The 16609-nt window shown below is 50.0% G+C and carries 14 protein-coding genes; 10 read left to right on the top strand and 4 right to left on the bottom strand.

The features are described from left to right. Positions 1–169 precede the first annotated feature (169 nt). Both fliE and yedD read left to right on the top strand, forming a co-directional pair. Positions 170–484 carry a flagellar hook-basal body complex protein FliE gene (gene fliE, locus M8318_RS17040; protein ID WP_106993417.1) on the top strand — a complete coding sequence of 105 codons (315 nt, stop codon included), beginning with the start codon at positions 170–172 and terminating at the stop codon, positions 482–484. Between the two features lie 69 nt (positions 485–553). Further along, positions 554–967, top strand: coding sequence for a lipoprotein YedD (gene yedD, locus M8318_RS17035; RefSeq protein WP_225758491.1), 414 nt, complete (start codon positions 554–556; stop codon positions 965–967). Positions 968–1014: 47 nt separating this feature from the next. Here yedD and amyA read toward each other — a convergent pair whose 3' ends face one another. From amyA to fliD, 4 genes are all read right to left on the bottom strand, one after another. Further along, positions 1015–2502, bottom strand: coding sequence for an alpha-amylase (gene amyA / locus M8318_RS17030; RefSeq protein WP_262663648.1), 1488 nt, complete (start codon positions 2500–2502; stop codon positions 1015–1017). Positions 2503–2604: 102 nt separating this feature from the next. Continuing rightward, positions 2605–2964, bottom strand: coding sequence for a flagella biosynthesis regulatory protein FliT (gene fliT / locus M8318_RS17025; protein WP_166182882.1), 360 nt, complete (start codon positions 2962–2964; stop codon positions 2605–2607). After that, on the bottom strand, positions 2964–3374 hold the full coding sequence (gene fliS, locus M8318_RS17020) for a flagellar export chaperone FliS (RefSeq protein WP_262663647.1): 411 nt from the start codon (positions 3372–3374) through the stop codon (positions 2964–2966). The genes fliT and fliS overlap by 1 nt, the downstream gene beginning before the upstream one ends. A 24-nt stretch (positions 3375–3398) precedes the next feature. Continuing rightward, on the bottom strand, positions 3399–4802 hold the full coding sequence (gene fliD, locus M8318_RS17015) for a flagellar filament capping protein FliD (protein WP_262663646.1): 1404 nt from the start codon (positions 4800–4802) through the stop codon (positions 3399–3401). Positions 4803–5040: 238 nt separating this feature from the next. On the opposite strand from fliD, the gene M8318_RS17010 reads away from it, so the two are divergent. From M8318_RS17010 to dcyD, 8 genes are all read left to right on the top strand, one after another. Next, positions 5041–5970 (top strand): flagellin N-terminal helical domain-containing protein, encoded by a 930-nt coding sequence (locus tag M8318_RS17010; RefSeq protein WP_262663645.1) that lies wholly within the window; start codon positions 5041–5043, stop codon positions 5968–5970. A gap of 171 nt (positions 5971–6141) precedes the next feature. Then, the gene (locus M8318_RS17005) at positions 6142–7083 is read left to right on the top strand and encodes a flagellin N-terminal helical domain-containing protein (protein WP_269468419.1); all 942 of its coding nucleotides are present in this window, start codon (positions 6142–6144) and stop codon (positions 7081–7083) included. Between the two features lie 191 nt (positions 7084–7274). Further along, the gene (locus M8318_RS17000) at positions 7275–10967 is read left to right on the top strand and encodes a glycosyltransferase (RefSeq protein WP_262663644.1); all 3693 of its coding nucleotides are present in this window, start codon (positions 7275–7277) and stop codon (positions 10965–10967) included. Between the two features lie 500 nt (positions 10968–11467). Next, positions 11468–12370, top strand: coding sequence for a CatB-related O-acetyltransferase (locus M8318_RS16995; RefSeq protein ID WP_262663643.1), 903 nt, complete (start codon positions 11468–11470; stop codon positions 12368–12370). Between the two features lie 921 nt (positions 12371–13291). Beyond that, on the top strand, positions 13292–14011 hold the full coding sequence (gene fliA, locus M8318_RS16990) for an RNA polymerase sigma factor FliA (RefSeq protein WP_032612078.1): 720 nt from the start codon (positions 13292–13294) through the stop codon (positions 14009–14011). 55 nt (positions 14012–14066) lie between these two features. After that, positions 14067–14618, top strand: a complete 552-nt coding sequence (gene fliZ, locus M8318_RS16985) for a flagella biosynthesis regulatory protein FliZ (protein WP_262663642.1) — start codon at positions 14067–14069, stop codon at positions 14616–14618. 88 nt (positions 14619–14706) lie between these two features. Next, the gene (gene tcyJ / locus M8318_RS16980) at positions 14707–15507 is read left to right on the top strand and encodes a cystine ABC transporter substrate-binding protein (RefSeq protein ID WP_106993396.1); all 801 of its coding nucleotides are present in this window, start codon (positions 14707–14709) and stop codon (positions 15505–15507) included. Positions 15508–15614: 107 nt separating this feature from the next. Then, entirely contained in the window at positions 15615–16601 is a 987-nt protein-coding gene (gene dcyD, locus M8318_RS16975; protein WP_262663641.1) for a D-cysteine desulfhydrase, read from the top strand. Positions 16602–16609 lie beyond the last annotated feature (8 nt).

Raw genomic sequence — 16609 nt, 5'->3', positions numbered from 1 at the left:
CCCGGGTCGGCAAACACAACAAAAATTCCATAATCATGGCTGTGCCATTATTTGATGTTTCGGGATTTTCTATGCGTCAAATAACCTGGTTTTTTAACGCTATTTAACGCCTTTATCTCATTGACAGGCTGCTACTCTTGAGCGCGTAAAAATCCATCAGGGGAAAGTCATGGCAATACAGGGGATTGAAAGCGTCATCAGCCAGTTGCAGGCAACGGCAATGACCGCCCGTCATCAGAACGTGGCTGACGTGCAGTCAACCGTCAGCTTCGCGGGCCAGCTGCATGCAGCACTGGACCGGATCAGCGATACGCAAACCGCCGCGCGCGTGCAGGGCGAAAAGTTCACCATGGGTGCGCCGGGTATTGGTCTGAACGATGTGATGACCGATTTACAAAAAGCGTCAGTCTCCATGCAGATGGGCATTCAGGTGCGTAATAAACTGATGCAGGCGTATCAGGACGTTATGTCCATGCAGGTTTAGTCCTTCTGGTGCTGGCGACCCGACAGCTTTAATGCCACACTCTTTTTTTTCGACATAGACGGAACAATGATGAAAAAAATAGCAATGATGGCGGGGCTGCTGGCGTTAACCGGCTGTGTGCAGGTGGACCGATACGAGGACGTGATTAAGCATCCCGTCCCGGCTGAACTGGCAGGGTACTGGCAGTCGAAAGGGCCACAAAGCGCAATGGTCAGCCCGGAAGCGATCGCCACGCTGGTGGTGACGCAAGAAGGGGACACCCTGGACTGCCGTCAGTGGCAGCGCGTGGTGGCGGTACCGGGGAAAATGATGCTGCGTTCGGATGATTTTTATAATGTCACCCGCAAGCTGGATATCTACCCGCTGGATCGCGAAGGCAGCGCCATTGAGTATGACGGGATGATCCTGCAGCGCGTGGATCGCCCGACCACCGAGTGTGCGACTTACCTCAGCAAAAATCCGCTCGGCAGTAAGCTGCCGTAAGTGATTTGCAGGCCGGGCAAGCGTAGCGCCGCCCGGCTTCTCACCCTTTACAACACCTCTTCCAGGACCCACACGCTGACGCTGCCGCCGTTGCAGGTAAACACGCCGGTGCCGTTTTCGTCGGTCGTGACACACTCTTCGCGGTTGCCGAGGAAATCTTTCCAGTTTTTATTGCCGTAGTTCTCGCCCAGCGTAATGGTCTTTTCACCCTCGTCGCCGTTAGAGAGCACCACCACGCAGCCCGGTTCTTCCTCGGTGCCGCTGCGGCTGAAGGCGATGCAGTTAGGATGATCGAACCACAGGGTCTGAACGCCGTGGGCAAAACGCTGGCGGGCGAGGATCAGCTGGTCGAGCTGCTCAATCACCGGCATCTCGATATGGTACGTCTCGCCGTCACCGCCGGTGTCGTCATAGCTCGCCCCGAAGAGATCGGGATAGAAGACGCTCGGCACCCCGTTCTCACGCAGCAAAATCAACGCGTAGGCCAGCGGTTTAAACCAGGCCTCGACCGGAGCCTCCAGTGCCTGTAACGGCTGGGTATCGTGGTTAGCCACCAGCGTCACCGCGTGGAAGGGGTCGGCCTCTACCAGGGTGCCGGTAAAGATCTGGCTCATGTCGTAATCACGTCCCTGCAGCGAGGCTTCATGAAACTTCATGTGCAGCGGGGCGTCGAACAGCATGGTTTTCCCGTCCACCTGATCGATATAGTGCTGCAGTTTACCGACATCGGGTGACCAGTATTCCGCCACGATAAACAGCGGTTTCGGCGCAACTTCCTGCACATGCTCGATCCACTCTTTATAGAACCATGCCGGAATATGTTTCACCGCATCCAGACGGAAGCCGTCGCACTGGGTCTGCTCCATCGCCCAGCGCGCCCAGTATTTGATCTCCTCGGTCACCGCCCGGTTACGAAAATCGATGTTTTCGCCCATCAGGTAATCAAAGTTCCCCATCTCGTTATCGACCTGGTCGTTCCAGCCATCACCGGTATAGTCATTGACGATCTTGAAGATGCCGTCTTCATCGGGGTTTTCGATATGATCGATGCCGCTAAAGCATTTGTAGTCCCAGACGAACTCCGAGTACTTGCCTGCTCGCACCGGGAAGGTGTAGCGGGTCCAGGCTTCACATTCGATAATCTCGTCGTCGATCTGATTGCGATCGTCGGCGTTGACCCGCTGAACGCGGATAGCCTCTTTCTCATCGGCGCCCATCTTGTGGTTAACCACCACGTCCATCAGCACCGCAATGTCGTTGCGTTTTAACGCCCCGATAGCCGCCAGCAGTTGGTTTTTATCCCCGTATTTAGTGGGAATGGAGCCTTTTTGATCGAACTCACCGAGGTCGAAGAGATCGTAGCAGTCGTACCCGACGGAGTAACCACCAGACGCCCCTTTATAAGCCGGGGGCAGCCAGACCATGTTGATACCGATATCGTTTAAAAGGTCGGCGCGCTCGGCGACTTCCGGCCAGAGTTGGCCGCCATCAGGGTAATACCAGTGAAAAAACTGTAAAAGGGTGGGGTTTTTCATCTTCCGTGCTCCAGTTTAAGAACACAGACAGTATGAGCGAGGCGGACAAAGTTAGCGGGTGATATAACGAAATATAATCACCCGCTTGTCATCATCCCCGGATTAAAGATCGGCGGGGAAAAGAATATTGCCAGAAAGACGTCCATAAGTTGCATTCAGATTATGTTGTCGGGAGGAGTGCCCAACCAAAGTTCTCAGTTCATCCATACGCTGCTGCAGCAAGGCCTTAAGCTCAATTTCGTTATCGATGATCTGTCTCAGCATGGGGCGAATTTGCGCCTGCACGTGCGGCGCAATCTCATTCGCATCCTGGAACTGGGTCAGCTTTTCAACGGCGCTCAGGTATTTCACTTCGAAGGTAATAAGTTCATCCCAACGCCCTGATTTGGACATAGCCAGCATCGCGGCGCTGGTGGTTAACAGCTGCTGATAGTGTTGGAGCAATCCCAGATTGGCTTCCATTAGTCATTGTCCCGCATATGTTGAGAATTGGGTCCTATCTCTTTCCAGGCATCCGCGATGTTGTTCAGCAACCCCACCACTTCATTAATGGCATCAATATCGTTATGGATATTGGCCTGTAAAAGACGCCGCGTCATATAGTCGTAGAGGCTGTCGAGATTGGTAGTCAACTCGCCACCCACCTCGTGATTCAGCCCTGACTGCAGACCGTTACTGATAATATTGATGGCTTTTCCCAGCGCCTGCCCTTTACCGGGAATGTCCCCTTGCTCAATCAATATCATGGCCTTTTTCATGGCGCTTAACGCGCCATCAAAAAGTAAAACCACCAGTTGATGCGGGCTGGCACTCAGGACGGCACTCTCAACGCTTACCTGCGCATAGGCCTGAATTCCCGATTTTGTATACATCTTAAAACCTCAACTCATCATTCATTAACTGTTCATAGCATTGAACTGTTGTGTCAGATAGCTTCCGGTTTGATCCATAGAGGAAACAAGCTGACTCAAGCTGGTAAACTGCGTTTTATACCGTGCCATAGTGGCGGTAATTTGCGTGTTAACACGGTCATACTGATCGGAAAGGTTTTTCAACGTCTTGTTAATGCCGTCGGTGGCATTCTTAACGGAGCCGTCTGTCCCTAACATATCTTTCAGCAGGTTGCTGGTCTGGGTCGCTAAGCCGGTTGTTTTTCCGTCACCGGACAGCAGTGCAAGCACGTCGGTAGACTTTTCGGTCAGGGCTTTCCCTAACTTGGTGCTGTCCACGGTCAGCTTGCCGCTAATGTCCTGGGTAATACCCAACTGCGACAGCGTCGACAGCGTACCGGAACCTTGTGTAGACGAGATCGCTGAGCGCAGGCGCGTCTGGATATTACGCAGTGTGCCATCGCCCAGCAGGTCGCCATTGCTCGTATCCTGCGCGCCGTCACCCTGTTTAACCGCGGTATATTTTGTCTGGTTGCCGATAGTGGTCTGCAACGAGTTATACGCATCGACAAACGCCTGGATCGCATCGGTCATCGGCTGGTTGTCTTTCACAATCGACAGCGTTTCCGGGCTACCGACGTTGGTTTTGGTCAGATTGAGCGTTACGCCTTCCGGGGCATCAGTAATGGCATTGCTGCTACGTGTAATCTTAATGCCGTTAATGTTGACGATCGCATCCGCGGCAGCGACCTGAACCTTCATACCCGTCGATGAATCGAGCGGATCGTGGCTGATATATTTCGCCAGCTCGCTGTCGTCGGTGGTGATCGTCATTTCATTGGCGACACCGCTGTCACGTGAGGTCAGTGACAGGTAGTAACTGTTATCATCCGCTTTGATGATGCTGGCGGTAACGCTGCCTTGTTTGGCGTTGATCGCATCACGCACGTCCGCAAGGCTGGTTTTGTCGCTGGCCAGCGTCACCGTCAACGGATCTTTCTGACCCGGCTGAGTGATAGTGATGGTGCGCGAACTCAGGCTGCTGTCGCCCAGATCGGTATCTTTGCTGGCCACTTTCGGGCTCAGCAGCGTCTGCGCGGCCGCCAACTGCGTCACTTCTACCGAGTACGAACCGGCTGAAGCACTGCTCGCCAGGGTCGCACTGAATGCGGTGTTGGTACTGGTCACCTTTGACTGCGCAATCGCAGAGGTGTTTTTCAGCGCGTCTGCAGCAGTTTGAAACTTGGTCAGTGCAGTCTGAACGACGCCCCATGCAGTCAGTTTCGCTTTATATGAAGTCTGCTGCTGCGTGATCGGCGTGAGTTTGGTCTGTTCCGCTGTTTGTAAATTGTCATACAACGTATTGAGATCCAGACTGGTGCCTGCACCGAGTGAACTAACACTTGCCATTTTTTTCATCCTTTATTGTGACAGTCGCTGGATGCTCTATCGGCAGATGCGGGAAAAAGATTAGCGTTTTTTGCATTTATCAATGCGGAAATAAAGCGGATAAAGATCGGGCAGTTTGTCCTTTTAAAAAAATGATCTTTTTTCTAAAGGTTAGGAAGGGGAGGTCGATAATCAGGTTAGCGGTGAGAAAGCCGTAGGCAGAAGCCTGAATCTGAAACTATATTTGAAGGAATAAACCATGGCTGTTATTAATACTAATACCCTGTCTCTGATGACTCAGAACAACCTGAACAAATCTCAGTCTTCTCTGGGTACTTCGATTGAGCGTCTGTCCTCCGGTCTGCGTATCAACAACGCAAAAGATGACGCAGCAGGCCAGGCAATTGCTAACCGCTTCACCTCTAACATTAATGGCCTGAACGTGGCGGCGCGTAACGCCAACGACGGTATCTCCCTGGCGCAGACCGCAGAAGGCGCGCTGAGCGAAATTAACAACAACCTGCAGCGCGTTCGTGATCTGACCGTGCAGGCGCAGAACAGCTCTAACTCAGCTTCTGACATCGACTCCATCCAGTCAGAAGTCAACCAGCGTATGGCTGAAATCGACCGCGTAACCAAACAGACCGACTTCAACGGCACCAAAGTGCTGAACACCGGTTCTGATACAACCAAAACTTACTCCTTCCAGGTTGGCTCTAAAGATGCAGAAAAAATCAGTATCTCTATCGGTGCAAGTAAAGGCTGGGATCTGTATCAAACTTCCACTTCGGACGCCAATCTCGGCGGTGCATATGTTGCCACTGGTGCGTTAAGTGATAACACTGGCGCAACGGGTAACCGTAAAGTTGCCGCTAGCGGCTTTGATGTTCTGGCAGCGACCGCAACTGACGGCACGAGCGGCCCTCTTAAAACTATCGATGATGCGATTAAATCTGTTGATACTCAGCGCAGCCTGTTGGGTGCATCCCAGAACCGTTTCGAATCCACCATCACTAACCTGAACAACACGGTGAGCAACCTGTCTGCAGCACGCAGCCGTATTCAGGATTCTGATTACGCGACAGAAGTATCAAATATGTCTCGTGCGCAGATCCTGCAGCAGGCTGGCTCCTCGGTACTGGCGCAGGCTAACCAGGTTCCACAGACCATGCTGTCCCTTCTGCGTTAATCACATCTGTTTACGTAGTTTTAAAAAGCGCCGCTTGCCGGCGCTTTTTTTATCAAAAAAAATCAACGTAAAAAAGCTAAAGCATTCGTTTGTGGCGTCGATAACTATCATGACGGTGATGAAGCCGCGAGCGCATACCGAAACTCATATCTATTAAGGAAGGAATACATCATGGCTGTTATTAATACTAACACCCTGTCTCTGATGACTCAGAACAACCTGAACAAATCTCAGTCTTCTCTGGGTACTGCGATTGAGCGTCTGTCCTCCGGTCTGCGTATCAACAACGCGAAGGATGACGCTGCAGGCCAGGCGATTGCTAACCGCTTCACCTCTAACATCAATGGTCTGAACGTTGCAGCACGTAATGCCAACGACGGTATCTCCATGGCGCAGACCGCTGAAGGCGCGCTGGGCGAAATCAACAACAACTTACAGCGTGTGCGTGACCTGACCGTTCAGGCGCAAAACAGTTCTAACTCTGCCTCTGATATCGACTCCATTCAGTCTGAAGTCAATCAGCGTATGGCTGAGATTGACCGCGTGACCAAACAGACTGACTTTAACGGAACTAAAGTGCTGAACACAGGCGCGGCAACTGGTCAAACATATTCCTTCCAGGTTGGCTCCAAAGATGCTGAAAAAATCAGCATTTCTATCGGTGCGAGCAGCGGTTGGGATCTGTATCAGACTTCCACCGCTGCCACTGGCAACGGCGGCACTTATACTGCTGCCTCTGATTTAAAAGACAATACTAGCGCAACGGGTAACCGTAAAGTTGCCGCTAGCGGCTTTGACGTTCTCACTGCTACTGTAACTGCAACAGATGGTTCGGTAACTAGCGGCGCGCTGAAAACAATCGACGACGCGATCAAATCTGTTGATACTCAGCGCAGCCTGCTGGGTGCATCCCAGAACCGTTTCGAATCCACTATCACTAACCTGAACAACACGGTAAGCAACCTGTCTGCAGCGCGCAGCCGTATTCAGGATTCTGATTACGCGACAGAAGTATCGAATATGTCTCGTGCGCAGATCCTGCAGCAGGCTGGTTCCTCGGTACTGGCGCAGGCCAACCAGGTTCCACAGACTATGCTATCTCTGCTGCGGTAATCGTCAACGCTGTTCGTCAAAAGGCATCTTCGGATGCCTTTTTTGATCCCGCGAAATACCCCCCATTCTGTACGTTTTTTTAAAGATTCGTTTCCTCATCAGTGCACGACAATGTAGTCGTGAAAATTTATCTCCTGTCGCTTGTCTTGTTAAGGCCAGAGCCGACAGTTACACCTGTATGAGGAAAATCAATGAGCAGGGTTCTCATTAGCATTGAGCGATTGGCAAAACTGGATCATCAGACCAGCGAGCTTCTGGATTTGATAGACGCATTGCTGAAGCAGGGCTGGTCAGTTGATGTTAACACTGCTCGTATTTTGAAAAATGCCGCACCGGCGTTACTGGCGTTGCAAGCACAACCCATGATTACCTTGGTGACGGATAAGGCTGGCGCACTGGCTGAGACATACGATGTTATCTGGATCTATAACGGTTTTTTTAGCCAGAAACTGATTGAGAAAATCGCTGATAGCCAACTGGTTTCGCGGATTGTCTTCCGTCATTTCTTTGATTATGCCGACGTGTATATTCCTTATGGTCCCGCACTGGAAAATAGGATCGCTGTGGCCTCGTTGAGCCTCTCAGCATCTACGACCAGTAAATTAAATGAAACGGGCGTTACGCAAGAGAAAATGATCGATTTCCCATGGACGTTGGGTGACGCTTTCGCAGCGCCCGATGTTCAGGTCAACCGAGAGGGGATCAAAAATATCCTCTATGTCAGTGGCGAATTATCGACGGAGATGCAGGAAGTTCAGCAGTTTCTTGAAGACAGAGGCCTTATAGTTGACTGGCTGGATCAACACAGCTTATCCGAACGGCTGACACCCGCCTTTTTCCAGCAGTACGATGTCGTGATTGCCAGTGAGTCTTTCGTACCCATGGCGATCGCTTCTTCAGTACCTGTGTTCCTGTCGGCGGGCGGTTATGTTGAAGGCTACCTGACGCAAAGTAATTTTACTGAAAACCAGAATTTTCATTTTTCCTGCGCCAATTCATTAGCCAGGTTTAAACCGGAAGAGTGGTATGAACTGCTTTTGCAGGGTTATAACAATGCCCGTCAATGGGTGGATTCACAAAGCCATAGGTTACGCCAGCAGTGGCTATTGAGCCTTCGTTTACCGGCCCTGCTGGAAGCGTTGCCCGAAGCCGACATGATTAGCCTGAGCGATAAAGAAATTACCGATCTGACGCTGCACGCCAAAACCTTAGTAGCTGATAAAGTTAAGGATTACAGCATCCAGCAATGGTTGAAAGATCGCAAAATCAGTGAAGCCCGTACCCAGGCGTTAAAAGCCTTCATTGGATCGGTGCCTGGCAGCAATGATATCGGCGTGGTCATTGTAGGGGATGATGCGTCAGAGCTGCACGCAAGTATTGATTCTGTGCTGGTGCAAAGCGAGGCGGCTAAATCTGTCACGGTTCTGACGGCCAATCGTGATTTTTCCCATGCAGGGGTGAAAATCCGCTTCTGTGCGGCAGCCTGGACACACGAGTTTAATACTCTCGTGACGCAAAGTGCCCATCAGAAATTGATGTTCCTGCCCGCAGGAATACGCCTGCTTGAGGATGCCCTGATTCTGCTGGCCGAACAGCAAATCAGACATCCCCAGCAGAAGATCTGGTACGCAGATGAGATGAAAATTGATGAATATGATGAGCATGAAGTTCTGCTACGGCCAGCCTGTAATGTCGACTTAGTCAGAAGCTTTCCTTATATGGGTAGCGTGATGCTCTTTCAGCGCGAATTTTTGGCGGACATCGGCGGTTTTGATACCAGCCTGACGCTATTGCCTGGCTATGATGCGCTGTTCCGCTGTATGGAACACTTTGGCCCGACGGCGATTGGCCGGGTGGCTGAGGTTATCTACTCCACCCCATCACCTACCATCGACTGGTTAAACAATAAAGCCATCCAGGCGGAACATGTGCTGGTGGTGAATGCGCATCTTCGTCGAATGAACCTTGATGCCGTAGCGGAAGAGACGGAAAGCAGTTTTGTGAAAAGGGTGCGCTACCGCTGGGCGGCGCAGCCGCTGGTGTCGATTATTATTCCGACGCGGGATCACTACGCGCTGTTGAAAAATTGCATAGAAACATTGATGGAGAAAACAGCCTGGACCCGTTATGAGCTGATCATTGTCGACAATGATTCTATTTGTCACGACACCCAGCGATTTGTGATGCAGCTTGAAAACCTGAAATTATCCAACATCAAGGTGCTACTTTATCCCGGGTCGTTTAATTTCTCGGCCATTAACAACTTCGCGGCCCAGTATGCACAGGGCGAAGTACTGCTGTTCTTAAATAATGATATTACAATTACGCATCCTGACTGGCTTGATGCGATGCTTGAACAGGCGTTGCGCCCAGAAGTGGGTATGGTCGGTGCACGGCTGGAATATAAAGACGGTCGCGTGCAGCATGCCGGATATACCGTCGGCGTAAAGTTTGGGGTTGAGCCTTCATTTGGTCCTGAGGGGGCTAACGAGAGCGGCTATCTTCACTATCTGAAAGCTACGCACAACGTTACGGCTGTAAGTGCCTCGTGCATGATGATCCGTAAAGAAGTGTTCATTGCCGCTAATGGCTTCTCCGAAGAGGAGTTTCCGATTTACTTTGGTGACGTTGATCTGGGGCTGAAACTGCAACAGCAAGGCTATCTAAACGTCTGGACGCCCTATGCCCGGGTTGAGCATATGGGCGGTGCGTCGCGTCTGATGCATGAGAAATTCAATGTTCCTGCGCGGCCGGATCTGGGTGTTCTCTCCGCTCTGCGCGCTAAATGGGGCGCTGCGCTGCATAGCGATACGGCGTATCACCCCAGCCTGCATAAAATGGGCAAACTGTTCACTCTTTCCGAAGGAACGGCACGTTTCAGGGAGGCGTTGCCAGGACGACCGCTGCCTGTAGTGCTGGCAAATCATGTTAACTGGTATGGTTGCGGTAACCATCGCGTCATTCAGCCGTTTAAAGCAATGGAAGAGAATCTGCTGCTTGAGGGGGGGATGAGCCTCGGGACGTCAGGGGTAATGGAGGTTGCGCAACTGCAGCCAGATATCATTCTGATGGAGCTGATTACGGGGAATGGTTTCCCTTCCATCATTGAGCAATACCGTCAGGTCTGCGACGCGAAAATCGTCGTTGAATATGACGATTATTTGCTGAATCTGCCGATAAAAAACGGCAACCGGGCGCATTTCCCGCAAAGTATTGTGAAGAATTTCCGTCGTGTTCTCGAGACGGCAGACTGGGTAGTAGTCTCCACACACGCCCTGAAGCAGGCCTACAGCGAATACCACCCGGATATTCGTGTTGCGCAGAACCGTCTGGCGACCCGGCAGTGGGGCCATTTGTTTAGCGCGCGCGGTACGGGTAATAAAATTCGCGTCGGTTGGGCAGGGGGGGGCACCCATGCGGGCGATCTGGAGATCCTGCGCCCGATTATCAAAGCGCTTGAAGATAAGGTGGAGTGGGTCTTTATGGGAATGAAGCCGGACAATGTGAAATGCGAATTCCACCCCGGTGTTCCCTTCGAGATGTATCCAGAAAAACTGTCAAGCCTGAACCTAGATCTCGCGCTGGTGCCGTTGGAAATCAACCAGTTTAATGAATGCAAGAGCAACCTGCGACTGCTTGAAATCGGAACCTGCGGTGTGCCAATCATTGCTACCAACATTGAACCTTATCGCTGTGGACTGCCCGTTACGCTGGTTGATAATCGTTTTAAAGACTGGATGAACGCGATTATGACCTATATCAACGATGAGACATTACGCGTGACGGAGGGAGATGCACTGCGTGAGCAGATTCATCGCGACTGGTATCTGCGTGATGAAGGGCTTAATGAATGGCGCCACGGCTGGTTATCTGAAGTGAAATAACTTGATTTTCGTATATTTAGATATGTATGGAGAAATCGTGTAAATGCATTTTAAAGACATTTTTTTTGCACATTACACGATTATTAACACATATTGTTTTGGTATTATTATGCAAATTAGTTTGTCGCTGGAAATGGTCGATATGATACGTATATAAATTTTTTTTGTACGTTTATTCCGTTTAGTGGATTCGTTCTTTTTTTACGAGAGTTTAATACTGCTTGAGTTAAAGGGTAATTAAATTTATAAGAGTGCTTAACTGAGAGGCCGTTTCTTGACTAAGACGTCATGTTGACGTTGTATATTGCTGAACAGTTAAAACTCATATGGCAGAAAAATGTATATCGGGCTTGTAAAAGTTTGGCATTTTCTTTGCGCACTTTTTAAATATTGCAAAAGGTTATTCTTTTCAAAAAAGAGGTTATGCGTATAAAAATTACTATTGGTTTATAGTATGCCCTAACATTTTATATATGTGATAAATAAATTTAGGAAGTTAAATGACTTTAAATAATGATATTAAAATCAAGAAGTTAATGCGAGAGTTGTCGTCTCTGCACTTTAAAATGTCACGAGAGGATGGGAGTTATATGATATACCCAATTCGTCTTCTTGAAGGAGGTGAGATAAGTGGTCACTATAACGAAAATGAGTACACATGGAAAATTATTAATGGAGAGTTGTTTTTTTATGCGAAAAATGGGCAGGCTAGCACAGCATTTGGAAAGCCATTTCTTGAAAATGGAGAGTTGACTTTTAAAGGTTGTTTTTTACTGGTTCCTGAGTGGAAAATTAAGCATAAGCTTAAACAGATAGACTTTAGTTATGATTCCCTAGATGTAAATACAATGCTGACAAGATCGACGCTTAAGGACAACATTCAGCAATTTCGTTGGGAGGTAGGAAACCATACTTATGGTACCCCCTCAGTTATGGAGGCAAGAATGGCAGGTCTTAGAATTGGCAAATTCTGCTCCATAGGCCCTGGAGTGACTATAATATTGGGAAATCATGTCACTAATACAGCGACCACTTATCCATTTTCTTCTTTATCGCTATTTTGGCCGGGAGCTCGAAGAGATTATATAGAAGATCATGACACTAAGGGAGACGTAAAGATTGGTAATGATGTGTGGATTGGTAAAAATGCCACAATCATGTCTGGTGTTAATATCGGTGACGGTGCTATTATTGCTGCGAATAGTGTCGTTACAAAAGATGTTAGACCTTATTCTATAGTCGGTGGGAATCCTGCAAAATTATTACGTATGAGGCATTGCGATGATATAATTGATGCGTTGCTTCAGATTCAATGGTGGAACTGGAGTGATGAGGAAATTGATAATAGCATAAAATATCTCATGTCAGATGTTAATGCTTTTATAACTCGTTTTAAAAAATAAATCCCCATCTCTTTTTAGTAGTGATTTAAAATTTTGATGATTTAATTGAAATTGCGTAAATGCCTGTTTTTGATTTGTTCACTACAACAACAGAGACAGGCTCATACGGGTGATTTATGACTTAGAGTCCTTGCGGTATGATTGGCTAAAGAAGTTAATACCGGAGCTGCCTTAATCACTTTGCAGCTATGCTGATGGCATTATCATTACAATGGCTCTCAACGTAGAGTTAACAGGTCATGTTGGTGATAAAAAACCGTCAAAACAGATTGAAAATCCGTAATGGTTACATATCCAAATGATTTCTGAGCGAGGATGGAGAGATCGAATTGAATATAACACATAGCCGTGAAAATACTTCTGAATTTAAAGTGGTTAATTAAACTCAGTAGTAGAACACGCAGATAGGCAGCTAAATTTTTTATAGACTAAGAGTAAGCTCGAGAATTAAGTGGCCACCACACTAATTGACATGAATAGCGTAGACGTCTCGCCCACTTTAATATTAAAAGTTACCGAAAGCCTATAAAATGCGGTTGATGAATGGCAGAGTGATAGCTGATTTAAATTCTTTCCGAAACAAGAGCCATTAGAAATTTTTATTAACATGGCAGTTAAAGATACTTAATAAGTATATCAATTAAATGCTGGAAATTGGTAATGATTCATTTTATTATTTTGTTCGGTGAACTTATGAGCGAACACTTCCGATATTCGAGTATTTTGAAAGAATTGCTGACAGGCTCATTTCCTGATGAGTCTGCTAGGCAGGAAGGCTAGCTTTTGCATTCTTGATGCAATACCTCGCCATTTAGCTTAACTTTCAAAATAACCCCCCAATCCCCCCCTATTCACACGATTAAAACCCCTCCAGAAACGGATAATCATGCCGATAACTCAACTAACGCAGGGCTGTTTATCGTGAATTCACTCTATACCGCTGAAGGTGTAATGGATAAACACTCGCTGTGGCAGCGTTATGTTCCGCTGGTGCGACATGAAGCATTGCGGCTTCAGGTGCGGCTACCGGCGAGTGTGGAACTGGACGATCTGCTACAAGCGGGCGGTATCGGGTTATTGAATGCAGTTGACCGGTACGACGCTCTGCAAGGAACGGCATTTACGACTTACGCAGTACAGCGTATTCGTGGTGCGATGCTGGACGAACTGCGCAGCCGGGATTGGGTGCCGCGCAGCGTCCGACGCAATGCACGCGAAGTAGCGCAAGCAATGGGGCAGCTGGAGCAAGAGCTCGGACGTAACGCGACGGAAACTGAAGTTTCGGAGCGTCTGGGGATCTCCACGGCTGACTATCGCCAGATGTTGCTCGATACCAATAATAGCCAACTCTTCTCTTATGATGAGTGGCGCGAAGAGCATGGCGATAGCATCGAACTGGTGACGGACGATCATCAGCAGGAAAACCCATTGCACCAGTTAATGGAAGGCAATGTACGCCAGCGCGTGATGGAAGCCATCGAAGCTTTACCGGAACGCGAGCAGCTGGTGTTGACCCTCTATTACCAGGAGGAGCTCAATCTCAAGGAGATTGGCGCTGTACTGGAAGTAGGGGAGTCGCGGGTTAGCCAGCTGCACAGCCAGGCCATTAAACGCTTACGTACCAAGCTGGGTAAGTTATAGGTGATCCTTATCACCCGTTAAGTGCCGCACAACGTATTGACAACCAGGAGTTATCATGACGGTGCAGCAATCTAAAAGACGGCCATTAAGCCGCTACCTGAAAGACTTTAAACACAGCCAGACGCATTGCGCCCATTGCCATAAGCTGCTCGATCGCATCACGCTGGTTCGTCGCGGCGAAATCGTCAATAAAATTGCGATTTCCCGCCTCGATACTTTGCTGGATGAAGCCGGATGGCTGGAAGAGCAGAAGGAGTGGGTGGCGTTATGTCGTTTTTGTGGCGATCTGCACTGCAAAGAGCAGAGCGACTTTTTCGATATCATCGGCTTCAAGCAATTCCTGTTTGAGCAAACAGAGATGAGCCATGGCACGGTGCGCGAATATGTCGTGCGTCTGCGTCGCCTGGGCCAGCATCTGACCACGCAGCGTATCTCTCCTGAGTTACTGACTAACGGCGATCTGGATGAAAATCTGGAGCCATGGCTGCCTGCAACCAGCACCAATAACTACCGGATCGCGCTGCGCAAGTACGCGCAATTTAAAACGCAAATGCCGGTGTCGCCGAAGCAGAAAGTCCACCGCGAAACAACTTCTGATATATATTAAAAATGAATAACATGTAGCGGAGTCGTGTTTGACCTTGCGGCCGAACGCCCTACACTACACTCAAAATTCCAATGATATCGGGGTAAGTATGAAATTTGCACTTCTGGGTCGTCAGGCGCTGATGGGTGTAATGGCCGTTGCGCTGGTTGCCGGTATGAGCGTCAAAACGTTCGCGGCAGAAGGTCTGTTAAATAAAGTCAAAGAGCGCGGCACGCTGCTGGTTGGGCTGGAAGGCACCTATCCTCCGTTCAGCTATCAGGGTGACGACGGCAAACTGACCGGCTTTGAAGTGGAGTTCGCTGAAGAGCTGGCGAAACACCTCGGCGTGAAAGCGTCGCTGAAGCCGACCAAATGGGACGGCATGCTGGCCTCGCTGGACTCCAAACGTATTGATGTGGTGATTAACCAGGTCACCATCTCTGACGAACGTAAGAAAAAATATGACTTCTCCACCCCGTATACCGTCTCCGGTATCCAGGCGCTGGTGAAGAAAGGCAACGAAGGCTCGATTAAATCTGCCGCCGATCTGAAAGGCAAAAAAGTCGGTGTTGGTCTGGGGACCAACTACGAAGAGTGGCTGCGCCAGAACGTGCAGGGCGTCGATATTCGTACCTATGATGATGACCCGACCAAATACCAGGATCTGCGCGTAGGCCGTATCGATGCCATTCTGGTTGACCGTCTGGCGGCGCTGGATCTGGTGAAGAAAACTAAAGACACTCTGGCCGTTGCCGGTGATGCCTTCTCCCGTCAGGAAGCTGGCGTGGCGATCCGCAAAGACAACGACGATCTGGTGAAAGCGGTCGACGGGGCCATTGCTGAGATGCAGAAAGACGGCACCCTGAAGGCGCTCTCCGAGAAATGGTTCGGGGCAGACGTCACAAAGTAAGCAGTTGAATGCAAAAAAAGGCGCTTATCAAAGCGCCTTTTTTATTTCCTCGCCAGCAACGTGCATAATAAAAAAAGACAGACTTAGACAGGGTTACGGAGGTTTTCATGTCATTACAGAATCTAACGCGTTTTCCGCGCCTCGAATTTATTGGCGCCCCGACGCCACTGGAGTATTTGCCGCGCTTATCGGACTACCTCGGGCGCGACATCCTCATCAAACGTGATGACGTGACGCCCATGGCGATGGGTGGCAATAAACTGCGCAAGCTGGAGTTCCTTGCGGCAGATGCCCTGCGCGAAGGGGCCGACACGCTGATTACCGCAGGGGCGATCCAGTCCAACCACGTGCGCCAGACCGCGGCCGTGGCGGCAAAGCTGGGCCTGCACTGCATCGCCTTGCTGGAAAACCCGATTGGCACGCGGGCAGAAAACTACCTCAGCAACGGCAACCGTCTGCTGCTGGACTTGTTCAATGTGCAGATAGAAATGTGTGATGCGCTGATCGACCCTGTGGCGCAGCTGCATGAGCTGGCCACCCGCGTCGAAGCTCAGGGCTTCCGTCCTTATGTGATCCCGGTGGGCGGTTCGAACGCGCTGGGTGCCCTGGGGTACGTTGAAAGCGCGCTGGAGATCGCCCAGCAGTGTGAAGGGGCGGCGGACATCTCCTCGGTGGTGGTCGCCTCCGGCAGCGCCGGCACCCATGCCGGACTGGCGGTCGGGCTGGAGCAGTTAATGCCCAACGTCGAACTGATTGGCGTCACCGTCTCACGCAGCGTTGCCGAGCAAAAACCGAAAGTGGTCACCCTGCAACAGGCGGTGGCCGAACAACTGGAAGTGAGCGCCAGTGCCGATATCATCCTGTGGGATGACTACTTCGCGCCGGGCTACGGCACCCCAAATGAGGAAGGCACCGAGGCGGTGAAACTGCTGGCGCGTCTGGAAGGTATCCTGCTGGATCCGGTCTATACCGGTAAAGCGATGGCTGGCCTTATCGACGGCATCAGCCAGAAGCGCTTCAAAGATGAAGGGCCGATCCTGTTTATTCATACTGGCGGGGCGCCGGCACTCTTTGCCTACCATCCTCACGTCTAAATCACAGG

Origin of the sequence: Leclercia tamurae (genome assembly GCF_025566055.1) — a bacterium.
Lineage (GTDB): Bacteria > Pseudomonadota > Gammaproteobacteria > Enterobacterales > Enterobacteriaceae > Enterobacter > Enterobacter tamurae.
Note: the sequence above shows the minus strand (reverse complement) of the source record. Positions and strands in the feature narration are given on the sequence as shown.

Bases quoted from the DNA above. Each gene is read 5' to 3' on its own strand.
- fliE (WP_106993417.1), top strand. From the start codon at position 170: ATGGCAATACAGGGGATTGAAAGCGTCATCAGCCAGTTGCAGGCAACG.
- yedD (WP_225758491.1), top strand. From the start codon at position 554: ATGAAAAAAATAGCAATGATGGCGGGGCTGCTGGCGTTAACCGGCTGT.
- amyA (WP_262663648.1), bottom strand. From the start codon at position 2,502: ATGAAAAACCCCACCCTTTTACAGTTTTTTCACTGGTATTACCCTGAT.
- fliT (WP_166182882.1), bottom strand. From the start codon at position 2,964: ATGGAAGCCAATCTGGGATTGCTCCAACACTATCAGCAGCTGTTAACC.
- fliS (WP_262663647.1), bottom strand. From the start codon at position 3,374: ATGTATACAAAATCGGGAATTCAGGCCTATGCGCAGGTAAGCGTTGAG.
- fliD (WP_262663646.1), bottom strand. From the start codon at position 4,802: ATGGCAAGTGTTAGTTCACTCGGTGCAGGCACCAGTCTGGATCTCAAT.
- M8318_RS17010 (WP_262663645.1), top strand. From the start codon at position 5,041: ATGGCTGTTATTAATACTAATACCCTGTCTCTGATGACTCAGAACAAC.
- M8318_RS17005 (WP_269468419.1), top strand. From the start codon at position 6,142: ATGGCTGTTATTAATACTAACACCCTGTCTCTGATGACTCAGAACAAC.
- M8318_RS17000 (WP_262663644.1), top strand. From the start codon at position 7,275: ATGAGCAGGGTTCTCATTAGCATTGAGCGATTGGCAAAACTGGATCAT.
- M8318_RS16995 (WP_262663643.1), top strand. From the start codon at position 11,468: ATGACTTTAAATAATGATATTAAAATCAAGAAGTTAATGCGAGAGTTG.
- fliZ (WP_262663642.1), top strand. From the start codon at position 14,067: ATGACGGTGCAGCAATCTAAAAGACGGCCATTAAGCCGCTACCTGAAA.
- tcyJ (WP_106993396.1), top strand. From the start codon at position 14,707: ATGAAATTTGCACTTCTGGGTCGTCAGGCGCTGATGGGTGTAATGGCC.
- dcyD (WP_262663641.1), top strand. From the start codon at position 15,615: ATGTCATTACAGAATCTAACGCGTTTTCCGCGCCTCGAATTTATTGGC.